At 61.9% G+C, this 15,123-nt stretch carries 17 protein-coding genes and 1 pseudogene; 11 read left to right on the top strand and 7 right to left on the bottom strand.

Going from position 1 to position 15,123, the window contains the following annotated elements; all coding sequences use genetic code 11:
• Positions 1-4: 4 nt before the first annotated feature.
• On the bottom strand, positions 5-535 hold the full coding sequence (locus tag PspR32_RS10605) for a glyoxalase superfamily protein (RefSeq protein ID WP_036996071.1): 531 nt from the start codon (positions 533-535) through the stop codon (positions 5-7).
• A gap of 235 nt (positions 536-770) precedes the next feature.
• Here PspR32_RS10605 and PspR32_RS10600 point away from each other — a divergent pair, with 235 nt between their 5' ends.
• From PspR32_RS10600 to PspR32_RS10590, 3 genes are read left to right on the top strand one after another with little or no spacing between them, the layout of a single operon-like run.
• Entirely contained in the window at positions 771-1,385 is a 615-nt protein-coding gene (locus PspR32_RS10600; RefSeq protein ID WP_159388435.1) for a dihydrofolate reductase family protein, read from the top strand.
• 32 nt (positions 1,386-1,417) lie between these two features.
• Positions 1,418-2,089 (top strand): class I SAM-dependent methyltransferase, encoded by a 672-nt coding sequence (locus tag PspR32_RS10595; RefSeq protein WP_010225631.1) that lies wholly within the window; start codon positions 1,418-1,420, stop codon positions 2,087-2,089.
• Between the two features lie 45 nt (positions 2,090-2,134).
• Positions 2,135-2,353 carry a DUF4287 domain-containing protein gene (locus PspR32_RS10590; RefSeq protein WP_010225630.1) on the top strand — a complete coding sequence of 73 codons (219 nt, stop codon included), beginning with the start codon at positions 2,135-2,137 and terminating at the stop codon, positions 2,351-2,353.
• Positions 2,354-2,498: 145 nt separating this feature from the next.
• Here PspR32_RS10590 and PspR32_RS10585 read toward each other — a convergent pair whose 3' ends face one another.
• Together PspR32_RS10585 and PspR32_RS10580 are read right to left on the bottom strand one after the other, a co-directional pair.
• Positions 2,499-2,903, bottom strand: coding sequence for a DUF6896 domain-containing protein (locus tag PspR32_RS10585; RefSeq protein ID WP_036996072.1), 405 nt, complete (start codon positions 2,901-2,903; stop codon positions 2,499-2,501).
• Complete coding sequence (locus PspR32_RS10580; RefSeq protein ID WP_100782356.1) at positions 2,900-3,169, bottom strand: hypothetical protein; 270 nt, start codon at positions 3,167-3,169, stop codon at positions 2,900-2,902. The genes PspR32_RS10585 and PspR32_RS10580 overlap by 4 nt, the downstream gene beginning before the upstream one ends.
• A 217-nt stretch (positions 3,170-3,386) precedes the next feature.
• Between PspR32_RS10580 and PspR32_RS10575 the strand changes: the two genes are divergently transcribed.
• The 3 genes from PspR32_RS10575 to PspR32_RS10565 are packed head-to-tail and all read left to right on the top strand — an operon-like array spanning position 3,387 to position 7,559.
• Entirely contained in the window at positions 3,387-4,052 is a 666-nt protein-coding gene (locus PspR32_RS10575; protein ID WP_036996073.1) for an ABC transporter ATP-binding protein, read from the top strand.
• Positions 4,052-6,505 carry an ABC transporter permease gene (locus tag PspR32_RS10570; protein WP_159388434.1) on the top strand — a complete coding sequence of 818 codons (2,454 nt, stop codon included), beginning with the start codon at positions 4,052-4,054 and terminating at the stop codon, positions 6,503-6,505. The genes PspR32_RS10575 and PspR32_RS10570 overlap by 1 nt, the downstream gene beginning before the upstream one ends.
• Entirely contained in the window at positions 6,495-7,559 is a 1,065-nt protein-coding gene (locus PspR32_RS10565) for a lipocalin-like domain-containing protein (RefSeq protein ID WP_159388433.1), read from the top strand. The genes PspR32_RS10570 and PspR32_RS10565 overlap by 11 nt, the downstream gene beginning before the upstream one ends.
• 98 nt (positions 7,560-7,657) lie before the next feature.
• Here PspR32_RS10565 and PspR32_RS10560 read toward each other — a convergent pair.
• Positions 7,658-8,242, bottom strand: a pseudogene (locus PspR32_RS10560) (IS5 family transposase).
• A 183-nt stretch (positions 8,243-8,425) separates the two neighbouring features.
• Positions 8,426-9,106, bottom strand: a complete 681-nt coding sequence (locus PspR32_RS10555) for a hypothetical protein (protein ID WP_159388432.1) — start codon at positions 9,104-9,106, stop codon at positions 8,426-8,428.
• Positions 9,107-9,319: 213 nt separating this feature from the next.
• Here PspR32_RS10555 and PspR32_RS10550 point away from each other — a divergent pair, with 213 nt between their 5' ends.
• The 3 genes from PspR32_RS10550 (at position 9,320) to PspR32_RS10540 (ending at position 11,228) form a co-directional block, all read left to right on the top strand.
• A complete protein-coding gene (locus PspR32_RS10550; RefSeq protein WP_159388431.1) occupies positions 9,320-10,372 on the top strand; it encodes a hypothetical protein in 1,053 nt (350 codons plus the stop codon).
• Positions 10,369-10,770 (top strand): hypothetical protein, encoded by a 402-nt coding sequence (locus PspR32_RS10545; RefSeq protein ID WP_036996078.1) that lies wholly within the window; start codon positions 10,369-10,371, stop codon positions 10,768-10,770. Before PspR32_RS10550 ends, PspR32_RS10545 begins: the two co-directional genes overlap by 4 nt.
• Positions 10,771-10,835: 65 nt before the next feature.
• Positions 10,836-11,228, top strand: coding sequence for a GFA family protein (locus PspR32_RS10540; protein WP_159388430.1), 393 nt, complete (start codon positions 10,836-10,838; stop codon positions 11,226-11,228).
• Here PspR32_RS10540 and PspR32_RS10535 read toward each other — a convergent pair.
• Complete coding sequence (locus PspR32_RS10535; RefSeq protein WP_159388429.1) at positions 11,225-11,728, bottom strand: GNAT family N-acetyltransferase; 504 nt, start codon at positions 11,726-11,728, stop codon at positions 11,225-11,227. The two genes, PspR32_RS10540 and PspR32_RS10535, sit on opposite strands and share 4 nt — an antisense overlap.
• Before the next feature lie 95 nt (positions 11,729-11,823).
• Between PspR32_RS10535 and PspR32_RS10530 the strand changes: the two genes are divergently transcribed.
• Positions 11,824-12,852, top strand: coding sequence for a DUF1176 domain-containing protein (locus PspR32_RS10530; RefSeq protein ID WP_159388428.1), 1,029 nt, complete (start codon positions 11,824-11,826; stop codon positions 12,850-12,852).
• A 1-nt stretch (position 12,853) separates the two neighbouring features.
• Here the strand turns inward: PspR32_RS10530 and PspR32_RS10525 are convergent, their stop codons facing one another.
• Entirely contained in the window at positions 12,854-13,783 is a 930-nt protein-coding gene (locus PspR32_RS10525; RefSeq protein ID WP_010225615.1) for a LysR family transcriptional regulator, read from the bottom strand.
• 140 nt (positions 13,784-13,923) lie between these two features.
• On the opposite strand from PspR32_RS10525, the gene PspR32_RS10520 reads away from it, so the two are divergent.
• A complete protein-coding gene (locus PspR32_RS10520; protein ID WP_159388427.1) occupies positions 13,924-15,051 on the top strand; it encodes an alkene reductase in 1,128 nt (375 codons plus the stop codon).
• Positions 15,052-15,123: the final 72 nt, after the last annotated feature.

Raw genomic sequence — 15,123 nt, 5'->3', positions numbered from 1 at the left:
CTCATCAGCTCTGGCAGAAGCGGATCCGGTTGCCAAACGGGTCATAGACTTCCAGCACCTTGCCCCAGCCCTGCTCGACAATATCCGGCCGGCCATAGCCGTAGCGCTTGGCCTGCAGCTCGTCGCGCAGTGGCTCGATATTGTGCATGGGCACGAAGATCGTTGCGCCTGGGCTGGCATCACCGTGATGCTCGGACAGGTGCAACTGCAGGCCATCGCGGCTGATGCCCAGGTACAGCGGCAGGTCAGCCTCGAAACGGTGCTCGAACTCGACGCTGAAACCCAGGAAACCCAAATAGAATTCGCGGGCCTTGGTTTCATCGAAACTGCGCAAAATGGGGATGGGCTTGTCGAAGCGGATCGCCGCTGCCGGGCTGTCCGGGGGCAACAACGCAGCGGCGGTGTTCCAGTCTTTATAACCCAGCTGCTGCGCCACCAGCTCCAGCGCGCCTGAATGTGAAAGCTGCGGGCTCTGCGCTTGCAGCGACACGCGCAGACGCTTGGCCATCTGTTTGGCCTGTTCGAGTGAAATCATCGTTCCTCCTGGAGTCGAGGCCACAAGGTGCTCGCGTTGCCAAACCTCGACTGCAAGAAAAGCGACAGGGTTCGGGAGTTGTTCACATGCTTTCACCATGCCCTGAGGGCGCGAGCGGCAGGCAGCATTGGCCTGGTGGCGATAGTACACAGATGATCAGCGCACTGTCGATTTCGCCGCGCCTGGTTCGACTATGGTCAGGCATGCCCTCAACCCACCCCATCAGGAGCAGACCATGCGCAAACTCATCGTTGCCGCGTTCACCAGCCTCGACGGCGTAATCCAGGCTCCGGGCGGGCCTGAAGAAGACACCAGCGGCGGTTTCCGCTACGGCGGCTGGGTCGTGCCGTTTGCCGATCTAGCGTTCGGCGAGGCCATGCAGACGCTGTTCTCGCAGCCGTTCGAACTGCTGCTGGGGCGGCGCACCTACGACATCTTCGCCGGCTACTGGCCGCACCAGACCGCCAGCGCAGACCAGTTCATCGCCGACCTGTTCAACCGCGTGCCCAAGCATGTGGCCACCCATCATCCCGACACCCTGAGCTGGCACAACAGCCATGCCCTGGCCGGTGAGCTGGCGCAGGCGATCCGTACACTCAAGCAGCAGGCGGGCGACACCTTGTTGACCCAGGGCAGCGGCGAGCTGGTGCGCCAATTGCTGGCGGCAGGGTTGGTGGATGAGCTGCAGCTGTTGATCCACCCGATCATCCTCGGGCGTGGCAAGCGCTGGTTCGATGACCAGGCACACGCGTCGGCATTTACCCTGGCGCAATCGAGCAGCACGCCAAGCGGAGTGCTGGTTGCACGTTATGTGCTTAACGGGGAGGTGCGCACCGGGTCGTTTGCCTAGACTGGGCAGGTACCGCCGCACTGGAGAGCGCAATGCCCGCCCCTGAAACCGAACTTTTGCAAAGCTGGCAACACAACGCCCGAGCCTGGATCAAAGCCATCCGCAGCGGCGCCATCGAAAGCCGCCTGAAGGTTACCGATCAGGCCATTCTGCTGGCCGTGCTCGGCCGCCAGCCCGAACGCGTGCTGGACCTCGGCTGTGGTGAAGGCTGGTTGTTGCGGGCGCTGGCCAAGCGCGGCATCGATGCCGTGGGCGTCGATGGCGACCCGACCCTGGTGGAAGCGGCGCGGGCGGCGGGCGCTGCCCAAGTACACCTGGCAAGCTACCAGGCACTGGCACAAGCGCAGGTAGATATTGGCCGCGACTACAACCTGATCTGCGCCAACTTCGCCCTGCTGCACCAGGACATCATCCCCCTGCTCGGCGCCATGAACGCCCTGCTCGCCCCCGGCGGCGCCCTGGTGATCCAGACCCTGCACCCGTGGACGGCCGCTGCAGGCGACTATCAGGACGGTTGGCGGCAAGAGACCTTTGCCGGTTTTCAGGGCCAATGGCACCCCATGCCCTGGTACTTGCGCACCTTGTCCAGCTGGATCAATGCCCTGGACATGGCGGGGTTCAGGCTGATCGCCCTGCAGGAGCCGCAGCATCCGCAAAACCCGCTGCCGCAATCCTTGTTGCTGGTGGCCGAGTCGAGAGGATGAGCTCGGTCACATCCCATTCCATCCACGTAAAAGGAAGCACGCGTCATGAGCGAAGAAACAAAAGTAAAAGGGCCAGCTTCGTACTTCCCCTCCATCGAGAAAAAGTACGGCCAGCCCATCAGCCACTGGCTGAACCAACTTGGCACGGTCAACGACAAGAAGCACATGGAAATGGTCAACTGGCTCAAAGCCGAACATGGTATGGGCCATGGCCATGCCAATGCGCTGGTGGCGTACTTTTTAGCGAGCGCTAAAAACACCTGACGATACAGGCCCGATACCACAAAGCACAGGCATCACCGCCGAGCGGGTCGTGCTGTCGGTGCCGCACTTCATGTTCCTCGCCTCGGTGCTGGCTGCGCGAGCTGATCAGCCGTTGCCTGGCAACGTCCTGACCGGCGAACCTGGCTCAGCGGTCTTTCGCCAGGTAAAACAGGATATAGCCCGAACTCACTAGGCTACCGGCCGCTATTTCGGCGTTGAAGCAGGCCTTGAGTGCATCCTCATCGGCAAAGCCGTACGAAGGCAGTCTGCCCTCAGCAAAGCCGGCGAGCCGCCACAGGTCGAAGCCATCGAGCTCACCCTGCTCGCCAAAGTCGAAATCGACGGGGCCGGTGGGCAAGTGAACCGCACAGCCGTAACCGTGCTTGAAGTAACCAACGCCGCCATCAAGCTCGCCGCGATGGGGGATATCCATCGTCACCCACGCCATAGCGCTCGAGGGTCTCGGGATGCCTGAGCGTTGCATGAGTTCGACAGCGGCGCTGACACTTGCCTGGTAATCGCGGATCAGTCTGGCGAGGAGATTGTTCATGCCGGCTCGCGTTGACAGGGCTGGTCCTGGTCACACCAGCCAAGCGCTTTGTAGGAGGTTTTATCCTGCTCGGGAAAGTCGCTTCGGTACTCTCCCCAGTCCATGTAGGCATAGTATTGGCTCATTGCGTCGAAATAACTGTCAGCTTCGACTTCCCACACAAGCCTTGAGCCGGCGCCCATCAGCGCCCGCGCGTTGTCACCGCGGGGCCCGGCCAGGCAGAAGGTTTGACAGTCATCCGGCTCCATCCAGAGTTCATGCTTCATGTACAACGCTCGCGATTGAGTCCGCGCTATCGTGCCCGAAAACATCGGTGCATGACCACTCCAAATCCTGTGGGGGCTGCGGTGCGACGTCCCGACTTGCCCAGCAATCGAGCGCGAAGCGGTCGCAACCCAGCCGGTGCCTACCGTGATTCGTGCAAAGCCCGGCAACACTGCTATTCCTGTACCCAGGTCCGCGTTTGCAAGGAACAACCGTCCAATGCTGGTCATCGAACACCTGCACAAGTCCTTCAGCACCGCCCAAGGCCCGCTACCGGTGCTGCAAGGCGTCGACTTGCACCTGGCCCAAGGCAGCAGCCTGGCGTTGATGGGCGAGTCCGGCAGCGGCAAGAGCACCCTGCTGCACCTGGTCGCCGGCCTCGATCGTGCCGACAGCGGGCGCATCCTGATCGACGGCCAGCCCCTGGACGGACGTTCAGAAGCCGCCCTGGCACGCTGGCGGCGGGAAGGCATCGGCCTGGTGTTCCAACAGTACAACCTGATCAGCAGCCTCGATGTGGCGGCCAATCTTGCCTTTCAGGCCAGGCTGGCGGCGCGCTGTGAGCAGCACTGGCTGGACTACCTGACCACCCGCCTTGGCCTCGCCAGCCTGCTGCAGCGCTACCCGGAGCAACTCTCCGGCGGCCAGCAGCAGCGGGTTGCCATTGGCCGCGCACTGGCTGCCCGCCCGCCACTGGTGCTGGCTGATGAACCCACCGGCAGCCTCGACGAAGCCAGCAGCGATGAGGTACTGACGCTGATGCTGCAACTGGTCGGCGAGGCCGGCAGCAGCCTGCTGATGGTCACCCACAGCCCGCGCCAGGCTGCGCGCCTGGAGCAGCGCTGCGTCCTGCATGCCGGGCGTATACAGCGCGAGGCGCTGTGATGAGCCCGCTGCTGATTGCCCTGCAGGCACTGCTGAGCCATTGGCGGCGCCATCGCTTGCAGTTTTTCAGCATCTTTACCGGCCTGTGGCTGGCCACCGCCCTGTGGACCGGGGTGCAGGCACTCAACAGTCAGGCCCGGGCCGACTACGCCCGCGCCAGTGCGGTGCTGGCCGGCCCTGCGCAAGCGCAGCTGGTGGCCCGTAGCGGTGAGCGCTTCGATCAATCGCTGTATCTGCAACTGCGCAAGCTCGGCTGGCAGCTGTCGCCGGTGCTGGAGGGTCGCCTGCGCTTTGCCGGCGAGCAGCCGCTGACGGTGCGCCTGATCGGCATTGAGCCGCTGAGCCTGCCAGCGGCAATGACCGTTGCCGGCACCTCGCTGCAAGGGTTCGACCTGCAGGCATTCATTGGCATGCCGGGGCAAGCCTGGGTAGGCCCCGATACGTTGCGACAACTGGGTGTGGATGCCACCGGGCGAGCTACCAGCAGTGATGGTCAGGTGTTACCGCCCCTGGTGGTGCAGCCGCAGTTGGCACCGGGCGTGATCGTGGTGGATATCGGCCATGCACAAGCGTTGTTGCACGCGCCAGGGCAATTGTCGCGATTGCTGGTGGGCGATGAGGCCAGGCCCTTGCCGGCAGCATTCGCCGAGCGCCTGACCCTGCACGCGCCCAGCGACGACGGCGACCTGCAGCGTCTGACCGACAGTTTTCACCTAAACCTCACCGCCCTCGGCCTGCTGGCTTTCGTCGTCGGGCTGTTCATCGCCCACGCCGCCATCGGCCTGGCCCTCGAACAGCGCCGCGGCCTGATTCGCAATCTGCGCGCCTGCGGCATCAGCTTGAGCACCCTGTTGATCGCCCTGGTACTGGAGCTGGGTGTTTTCGCCGTACTCGGCGGCCTGGCCGGGGTCGCCAGCGGTTATGGCCTGGCCGCCCTGTTGCTACCTGATGTCGCCGCCAGCTTGCGCGGCCTGTACGGCGCCCAGGTGGCCGGGCAACTGAACCTGCCGGCCTGGTGGTGGCTGGCGGGGGTCGTGGTGAGTGTCTTCGGTGCCTTGCTCGCAGGTGTGAGCAGCGTGCTGCGCGCCGCCCGTTTGCCGTTGCTGGCCCTGGCGCAGCCGCAAGCCTGGCGCCTGGCCCAAGGGCCCTGGTTGCGCCGCCAGGCGCTGGCGGCCGGGCTGTTGCTGGCGGTTGCGCTGGGCTGCTGGCAATGGGGCAACAGCTTGGCCAGTGCCTTGCTCCTGCTCGCCACATTGCTTCTGGCGGCAGCGTTGCTGTTGCCCGCCCTGCTCGATAGCGCGCTGGCCTGGCTGGCACGCCTGTGTCGCGGGCCGTTGGCGCAGTGGTTTGTCGCCGACAGCCGCCAGCAGCTCCCTGCCCTGAGCCTGGCGCTGATGGCGCTACTGTTGGCATTGGCCGCCAGCGTCGGCGTAGGCAGCATGACCGAGGGTTTTCGCAAGACCTTCAGCGCTTGGCTCGACCAGCGCCTCTCTGCCGATCTTTACCTCACTCCCCAGGACACGACACAGGCCCTGCAGATCGCTGAGTGGCTAAGCCGGCAACCGGCAGTCACCGTGCTGCTGCCCAGCTGGCGTGCAGAAATACGCTTGCAGCAGTGGCCGGTTCAAGTCCAGGGCATCATCGATCACCCCGCCTACCCTGCGCGTTGGCCATTGCTGGAACAACGCCCGCAGGCCTGGGCGCAATTGGCCAGCGGTCGGGCAGTGATGCTCAGTGAACAACTGGCCCGGCGCCTGGGCGTGCAGGTGGGCGCCCCCCTGCAGCTACCGAACCAAGCCATGACCGTGGTCGGCATCTATGCCGACTATGGCAACCCCAAGGGGCATCTGCTGGTCAATGCCGACTGGCTGCGCGGGCACCTGCCAGAGGCAAAGCTGAGCACTATCAGCCTGAACCTGGCGCCTGAAGGTATTGCGCCGCTCAAAGCCGACCTGCAACAACGCTTCGCCCTGGACGACAGCCGCGTGGTCGAGCAAGCCAGCTTGAAACGCTGGTCTACCGAGATCTTCAGCCGTACCTTCGCCGCCACCACGGCGCTCAACAGCCTGACCCTGGGGGTGGCGGGCGTCGCTCTGTTCATCAGCCTGCTGACCCTGAGCCAGAGCCGCCTGGGCCAGTTGGCACCCCTCTGGGCCCTGGGCGTGCGGCGCACCCAGCTGGTGTGGTTGTCACTGGGCCAAACCCTGATGCTGAGCAGCCTGACCGTGCTCCTGGCCATCCCCTTGGGGCTGTTGCTGGCCTGGTGCCTGGTGGCGGTGGTCAATGTCCAGGCCTTCGGCTGGCGCCTGCCCCTGCATGTATTTGCCGCGCAACTGCTGCAACTGGCGCTGCTCGGCCTGTTGACCAGCCTGCTGGCCAGCGCCTGGCCGTTGTGGCAACTGGCGCGGCGCCAGCCGAGCGCGCTGCTGAGGCAATTCGCCGATGAAGCGTAACCGCTGCCTGTTGATCGGCCTGTTGCTGCTGGCCGGTTGCGACCAGCCTGCGCCAACGCCCAAAGGCTTTGCCGGATTGGACCAGGACGCCACTGCCTTCAGCCAGGTGACGCGCGCCCATTCGCTGGTGTTCCCCCTCGACCACGCGGCCCACAATGGCTTTCGCATCGAGTGGTGGTACGTCACCGCCAACCTCAAGGACAACCAGGGACGTGACTGGGGCGCACAGTGGACGCTGTTCCGCTCGGCCCTGCGCCCCGGCCCGGAAACAACCGGCTGGAACAGCCCCAACCTGTGGATGGGCCATGCCGCACTCACCGGCCCTGGCGGCCATCAGTCCAGCGAAACCCTGGCGCGCGGTGGCATTGGCCAGGCGGGCGTCGAAGCCACGCCGTTTCGGGCCTGGATCAACGATTGGTCATTGCAGGGCAGCAACGACCTCGCACGCTTGCAAATGACCGCCAACGGCAAGGGCTTCAACTACACCCTGAACTTGGTCAGCACTGGCCCGCTGGTGCTGCATGGCACCCAGGGCTACAGCGAAAAATCCGGCAAGGGCCAGGCGTCGTACTATTACAGCCAGCCGTTCTACCGGGTCAGCGGCGAGGTCGAACGCGACGGCCAACGCCTTGCGGTGACCGGCAGTGCCTGGCTCGACCGCGAATGGAGCAGCCAGCCCCTGGCGTCCGGGCAGTCGGGCTGGGACTGGTTTTCCCTGCACCTGGACAGCGGCGCCAAACTGATGCTGTTTCGCGTGCGCGAGACCCAAGGCACACCCTACCGCGCAGGTACCTGGATCAGTGCCGAGGGTCGCGCCCAGGCACTGCAGGGTGAACAGATCCAGTTGCAGGAGCTGGCCTGGGGCAAGCAGGAAAACGGCCGCGAGGTGCCTACCCGCTGGCGCGTGCAGGTGCCGGCGCATGACGTGGATGTGCAGGTCGATGCGCTGGAGCCGAACGCGTGGATGTCTACGCGTTTTCCGTACTGGGAAGGGCCCGTGCACTTTAGTGGAAGTGTGAGCGGCAAGGGCTATCTGGAAATGACCGGGTACTGACTTTGCAGGAGCGGGCTTGCCCCGCGATAGCGTTCTGTCAGCTACATCGCATTGCGGGGCAAGGCCCGCTCCTGCAGGGTTATTGACTAGGCACTGTACTAAAAGTAATTTCGCAAACACCGCATAGCACAAACTAACGAGACCATCGCTCCGTAGTTTTTCGCGAGCTTGTCGAAGCGTGTCACAATGCGGCGGTTTTCTTTCATCCAGCCGAACATGCGTTCGATGATGTTGCGTTGCCGGGAAGTACGCTATTAGCGTCGCAAAGCATATGAATCTTGGTCGTCAGCTCTCCGAGACTGCGACCTAGTGCGTGATCTGAGGGCTCATCAGGCCCCCTTTTTTCCCGGCGCCAGATGAGGCTCGGGTTACGCGTTCAGCAGTGGAGTCGATCATCCAGGTTTCCAGGTCGATCAATCTTTGCTCGTTCAGCTTGATGTGCCGCCGCTTGTGCATCAGGTTGAACGTTCCTTGGTTACGCCAATCCCGAAACCGTTGGTAGACCGTTGACCAAGGGCGGAAGCGATCGGATATTTCGCGCCACGCGGCGCCTGAGTAAAACACCCAGAAGCACTGAGCATCAAGCGGTCATCGGCTCTCGGCCGACCGTTGCGGCGGGGCTGTTCAAAGAGCTCAGCAACCAGCTCCCAGGCTGCATCAGGAATTTCGTACCACTTAACCATCCTGGCCTCCTGCCTTCAATGGGCCCGCACTCTTCCGAATCTCAGTGTTCAGGTGCGGCAACAGCGGTTTCAAAGAGTTTCGTACAGAACCTGACGTCCTCAGACCCCGTCACTCAAACCCGAAGCAAAATTCCAATTTTGCTCTATAGCAGGTTCAGAACGCTCTGTAGTCGAATGGCGAAGTCAGCATCTCCGCCTCCTCCAATGTAATAAATTTTTCGCCATATCATAGAATCCAGGATTACTCACCAAATGGAAATTTTCAAACTCACGCCTAACATCTTTCAATAACCTATCAGGCATTTTACTGACACTCTGATGAGCTTTGAAGTACACACTCCTCGGGGAGGTTAACGGAGAATAAAGTGGTTTGACTCCTGTGACGGGAAAAATAAATTCAGCATAGAAATCCTCTGCAAATTTAACTGCCACACCCTCCTCAATCGCAGCTACTGGAACAACATTCGTGTCAGCCGGACCGAGAAGATGTACAGATTCATGAGCAAGCTCGTAAAAAAACTGCTCCCAAGTTTCCACCAAAGTCCCAATACAAGCGAGATTCACTACATCAGGATTATCTGTCGTAGACACAGTTACGCCCACACGTAATCTTGGAGAGTCCAGAAAAGCTGGCCTGGTACAAATTTCGTGATCTTCCAAGGTCGAGCGCCCATATTTTTGCTCGACGAGGTTAAGTAGCAACTCACCTGTACAATCAACGACACATCGATTGTCGGCGTGACGTAGATCTTTTGAGACCGGCGCCATTCTCTTGTTTATACGATCAAGAATTGCATTCAAGTCAGAGCAGTCGGACATTATCACTTCTGTCATTTTAATAATGACGCTTTTAACCCAATCCAAAGTACCTCCTCAGGCAAATTACTCAAACATCGACAAACAGTCATATCTTATTTACTAGGAAAACTGGACTGCCCCCGCCCCCATAGGCATTTTCGTACACCTGCTTAAACGAATCTGCTTTTACTGTGGGACATTTCCGATTCCGTCCACCGGTGCGTTATGCCGCTAGCGTTGGTGCTAGGTTCCGGGCCTCATTGCCCAAGGAACCTGCGCATGACAAGGATGCCGCCCTCAACTGCTTCTCCAGCCCCCTCGATAACCTCTACCTCCGAATCGCTGCAGCCCGGCTTCTACATCGTGCCGCGCAGCATGACTAGCGGTCAGGTAGTGGCATTGCTTACTACTGCACATGGACCGCAATTGATCGCCCGGCTGCAGCGGCTTAACCCGACCTTTGCCAGCGGCTTCAAGGCAGGCGAAATCTTCGTCATTGGCGACCCGGACATCGACAGTGCCTGCACGCGCGAAGAAGCCCAACTAATGAATTCAGCAGCCCAGGTACGCGAAAGCCTGGCCTTGCTCACTTCCCATGAAGCAGACTTCATGATGCGCAACCTGCCCGAAATCGCCGGCATGCTGGGCACCGCAAGTCTATCGATGGGTATTGGCAAAGATATGCTGGAGAAGGGCTTGAGACAGATAGAAGGTACATTGCGCAGTATCGAACAATTACACCAGCGTGAGTTCAATCGCAGTGGCAGGTTGAATAGTCCAGCGTTCTTCAATGCCCGGCGCGCGCTCTTCCAGCAGCTTGATGCACAGTTGAGGAGTATCTTTCTTAAGAAGCATCTCAGCCTTGGTAGCCACGAGAGCTTACGCAAGAACCTGGGGATTTCCACCCGCAGTCTGGTTCACCACTGGAGCCGCGCTGGTGGAGCTGGACAGATTCCTGGCTACGCTACGCATCTGGAACAGGTGGCAAAGACCGCCAAGTATCTCAAGTATGGTGGCTATGTTGGAGTTGGACTGGGTGGAACTGCATCCTGGTTGAAGGTGCAGAAAGCGTGTCAAGCTGGAGCGACTGAGGAATGCAGGAAAATCCGTTTTACCGAGACCGGCAGCTTCACGGGCGGACTTGGAGGCGGGTTGGCTGGCGCATACGCAGGTGGCAGAGCCGCCGCTTCGGTATGCGTAAGCTTCGGACCGCACGGCGGCGCCGTTTGCGGCATAGTTCTGGTAGGCATTGGCACTTATGTGGGAAGCGTGGTTGGCAACACCTCCGGTGATCTTGCGGGAGAGCTATTCTACAACTGGACAGGCCCATGACTATTGACCCTCGCTCATGGCCTCCGGAAGTACAAATAGTGCTAATCCTTGGCCCGTGGATCATCATGTTGACTGGGATCGTGATGAGCGCATGCATCGCAAATGGCCGAAATTTCGAGAGGTCACTTGCAGCGCTGCAAAACAGCACCTGGCTTGAGCAGCAAATTCGCGTTTGGGGGACGTCAAGCCTGATCTCCCGTTGGGTGCTTATCGGGATGATCAGTGGCTTGCTGGCCTATCCGCAAAAACATATACGCCAAGGCCAACTCGATGCAACGCAACTGCACAACTTCCCCAGGCAGCTCAGGCGCCGTTTGCTTGTTTCCGGCAGGCTGATCTTTATTGGGTTCATGCTGATGATCATGAGTGTCGGGTTGTACAAAATCTGCGAAGCCTAGCCCGCGAGGTGTCCAGTACAACCAGCGCCCACACCATGCCCTGAACACACAACAGGAGACGCACCATGGACCACTTCACCGGCGGTTGCCTGTGCGGCAACGTGCGCTTTGCAGCCTCGGGACGCCCCTACCGGGTCGGCCTTTGTCACTGCCTGGACTGCCGCAAGCACCACGGCGCGCTGTTTCACGCTTCGGCGATCTTCCCCGAGGATGCGCTCAGCATCGAAGGCGAAACCCGTGACTACGCCGGGCGCCATTTTTGCCCCCGTTGCGGCTCGTCGGTGTTCGCCCGCTCAGGCGATGAAGTCGAAGTGAACCTCGGCTCGCTGGATGCCCCGGACCTGCTCACGCCCACCTACGAAAGCTGGACCCTCCGCCGCGAGTCCTGGCTGCCGCCCTTCCCGCTCAGCAGGCACTATGAACGGGATCGCGACCCTTCAGGGCGCTTCGAGGATTAAGCGCTCAGCTGTCGCTGCATCCCCTGCGACATCAGGCTGGAACCCTCGCGCAGTGGCTCCGGCGCGCCAATCGGCTGAAAGCCATGGGCCTGGTACAAACGCATCGCCGGGCTATCGGCGAGGGTCACGCCCAGGCCAACCCGGCGCACCGCAACGCTGGTAGCCCAGTCCAATGCCGCCTTGAGCAAGGCACCGCCGGCGCCCAGGCCGCGCGCCGCCGGGTCGACCCACATCTGATAGATGTCAGCCACACCCGGCTCGGCGGCGGACAATTTGCACCAGACCAGCCCGCATACCACGTCGCCATCAACCGCGAAAAACGCCCGGTCGTTGCCACTGGCATGGGCCGCCGCAATCCGCGCCGCCCAGTTTTCATCGGTTCGTTGCGACTCTGCTGCGAAGGTGCTGCCAAACGCATCCGGCGAATCCTGCAATGCCTGCAGGCGCAGGTCGCGGTAGGTTGGCCATTCATGGGGTAAAACGGGACGGATGGCGATCACAAGGCTTCCTGCTCTGGTTGACCCTAAACAGCTGCCAGACTACCACCAAGGTGCGATCATGCCGCTCTTCACCGACACCGCAGGATCAATGCACGATGCTTTCAGCAAGATGGACCTGGCTGGCCCTTACCCTGTTACCCGCTTTGACCCTGGCCGCAACGCCGGAACAGGTGCCCTTGACCCGGGTATTCCAGGACTGGCGGGTAGCCTGCGACAACACCCGCCGCTGCACCGCGGTGTCGGGCAGCACCGACAACCCGGGGATGGGCCTGTACATCGTTCGCGAAGCCGGCGCCAAGGGCAGCACCCGGGTCAGTGCGATCAGCTACGACGACGTCGCCCTGCGTTACGAATTTCACCTCGATGGCCACCCCACCGAACCTTGGAAATACGGCTCGAAGGGCCGTGAGTACTATTATCTGGAAAACGACGCCGCCATTGAGAAGCTGCGCGAGCTGCGCAACAGCGACACCCTGAGTTCCAACAGCAACTTTGGCGAACGCCGGGTATCGCTGCAGGGCTTGAGCGCCACCCTGCTGCTAATGGATTCGGTGCAAGGGCGCATCGGCCACCCCAGCGCCTTCGTGCGCCCCGGCTACCAGCCGGACAGCCGCGTGCCGCCGGCCCCGGCCACTCCCAAACTGCCGCGTTTCACCCTGGCACCGGCCTTGAACGAGGCCGAGCAACAGGCCATCGGCGACTACATGATCGCCTTGAGCAAAGACGAACTGAGCGCTGCGCCCCATCAAAACTGGCAGGCCCAGGCCGAGGTCTACCCCCTGGACCCGGCTCACGCCCTGGTGCGCCTGCGCTACGGCTGTGCCGAGGACGGCTGCAACCACAGCCTCTACCGCGTCTCGCGTACGGCGCCTTACCAGGCGACGCCGCTTGAGCTCAAAGCGGCCCCCGAGGCTGATTTTGCCCCTGACCTGTACGGGTTGATCAGCTTCAACCCGGTCAGCGGCCAGTTGAAGATTTTCCGCGAGATGGGCAAGGACTGCGGCGATAGCTCGATCTGGCAATACGACGGTACGGCCATGCAGCTCAAGGACCGCCGGACCATGTGGCGCTGCGACAGCATCAACGAGGACTATTGGCCAGTGACCTGGCGCGCCAAGGGTTGACTCAAGCGCCCAGGTCATCCCAATACGGCGGCGTGCCGATGGCGTCGAGAAAGTAGTCCCACACCCGCCGCACCTTCTGCGAGCGCAGGCGGTTTTCCGGTGACAGCAGGTGGATCTGGCTCGGCGTCGCCTCCACGGCGCCTTCCCAGTCGGGCAGCAGTTGCACCAGAGCCTTGCTGGTAAAGCTGTGCTTGCTGAACAGCCAGGACGGAAAGAACACGATGCCCCGTCCGGCCAGGGCCGCCTCGACCAGCACCTGGGCATTGTTGCTGCGCAGCGGCCCGTGCACGTCGACCACTTCAACGGTATCGCTGCCCGGGCGGCGCAAGTGCCAGCGCTGCGCCCCGCCGGTGCCTTTGTAGACCAGGCAGCAATGCTGGCGAAGGTCCTGCGCGGACGTCGGCTGGCCATATCTGTGCAGGTAATCGGGGCTTGCGCACAGCACATACCGCTGGGTGCAGATCTGCCGCCCGATCAATCCAGAATCCTCCAGGTGGCCGACGCGGAAGGTGATGTCGGCGCCCTCCTGCACCGGGTCGATATAGGCATCGGTGGCCGTCAGTTCAACGGTCAGCTCCGGGTACTGCTCATGCAAGCCATTGAGCAGCCGGACGATGTGCAAATGGGCGAAGGCCACCGGCGCGTTGATCCGCACCAGGCCGCGAATGTCGCCGGTCTTGCCGCTGATCGATTCGTCGGCGGCATCCAGCAGCTCCAGCACTTCGCGAATCTGCAGGTAATAGCGCTCGCCGGCGTCAGTCAACTTGACCGCACGGGTGTTGCGGTACAGCAACTGCTGCCCGACCTCGCGCTCGAGCGCGGCGATGAAGCGTGACACCGATGAGGCCGGCACCTGAAAGTGCCGGGCGGTGGCGGAGAAGCTGCCGGTTACCGCCACCATGGCGAAAAAGCGGTGGGCCTTGAGGTGCATGGGCAGCTCCTGCAACGGGAAATCCGCCCAGTATAGGCGCACATATTGCTGTTACAGCAATAGTGTTTTGCCATTTGCCTCGATTGTAGCTGTTTTCGCAAGACCCTAGGATGGCGCCATTCCACCGAGAGGCCCCACTCATGAATGACCTGTTTGCCCCTTATGACCTCGGCTCGCTGCAACTGAGCAACCGTTTCGTCATGGCGCCCATGACTCGCTCACGCGCCCCCGAAGACATCGCCACCGAACAGATCGCCCTGCATTACACCCAACGCGGCACCGCCGGTTTGATCGTCTCCGAAGGCACGCCAATTTCCCGCGAAGGCCAGGGTTACCTGTTCAACCCGGGCATTTTCACCGAGCAGCAAGTCCAGGGCTGGAAGCTGGTGACCGACTCGGTGCACAGCGTCGGCGGCAAGATCTTTGCCCAGCTGTGGCATGTCGGCCGGGTATCGCACACCTCGATCCAGCGCGATGGCCAGGCCCCGGTCAGCGCCACCAGCAAGGTCGCCCAGGGCGCGATTGCCTTCGGCTATACCGACAGTGGCGAGCCCGGTTTTGTCCCGACCTCGACACCGCGCCCGCTGAACACTGAAGAAGTCGGCCGGGTAGTCGAAGACTTCGCCCAGGCCGCCGCCAACGCCGTTGCCGCAGGCTTTGACGGCGTGGAAATCCACGGCGCCAACGGTTACTTGATCGAGCAGTTCCTCAACCCGCTGGTCAACGATCGCAGCGACCGTTACGCCGCAGACACCCTGGAAAACCGCCTGCGCTTCGTTTTTGAGGTGGTCGATGCCGTCGTCAGGCGCATCGGCGCCGACAAGGTCGGCATCCGCATCTCGCCGTACGGCCAGCTGTTCGACATGCCAATCTACGCGCAAATCGACGAGACCTACTCGGCCCTCTGCGCCGGCATGGGTCAACGCGGCATCGCCTATGTGCATGTGATGGACCAGACCCACTTCTTCCTCGCCAGCGAAGGCGCGGTGGCCCAGGAGCAGGCACTGCGTGAGCTGCTGGCGCAGTGCAAGGCGCAACTGGGCCAGACCGCGCTGATCCTGGCCGGGGACATGACCTTGGAGCGTGCCCAGGACCTGGTGGACGCAGGCTTGATCGACCTGGCGGGCTTTGGCCAGCCGTTCATCGCCAACCCCGACCTGGTTGCCCGCCTGAAAAACGGCTGGCCGTTGACCGCGCCGGATCGCGACACCTACTACGGTGGCGGCGCCAAGGGTTACCTGGACTACGCCCCGTACGCCCCGGCCTGATCAGCGAGCAGACCCGCCGTCGTCATGCGTGGCATGATTTGCGAAAAGCCCTGTCCCCTTTTGTTCGCTCGC

Source organism: Pseudomonas sp. R32 (assembly GCF_009866705.1).
Classification (GTDB): domain Bacteria; phylum Pseudomonadota; class Gammaproteobacteria; order Pseudomonadales; family Pseudomonadaceae; genus Aquipseudomonas; species Aquipseudomonas donghuensis.
The sequence above is the reverse complement of the archived record's forward strand: the minus strand, read 5'-3'. Positions and strand labels throughout refer to the sequence as shown.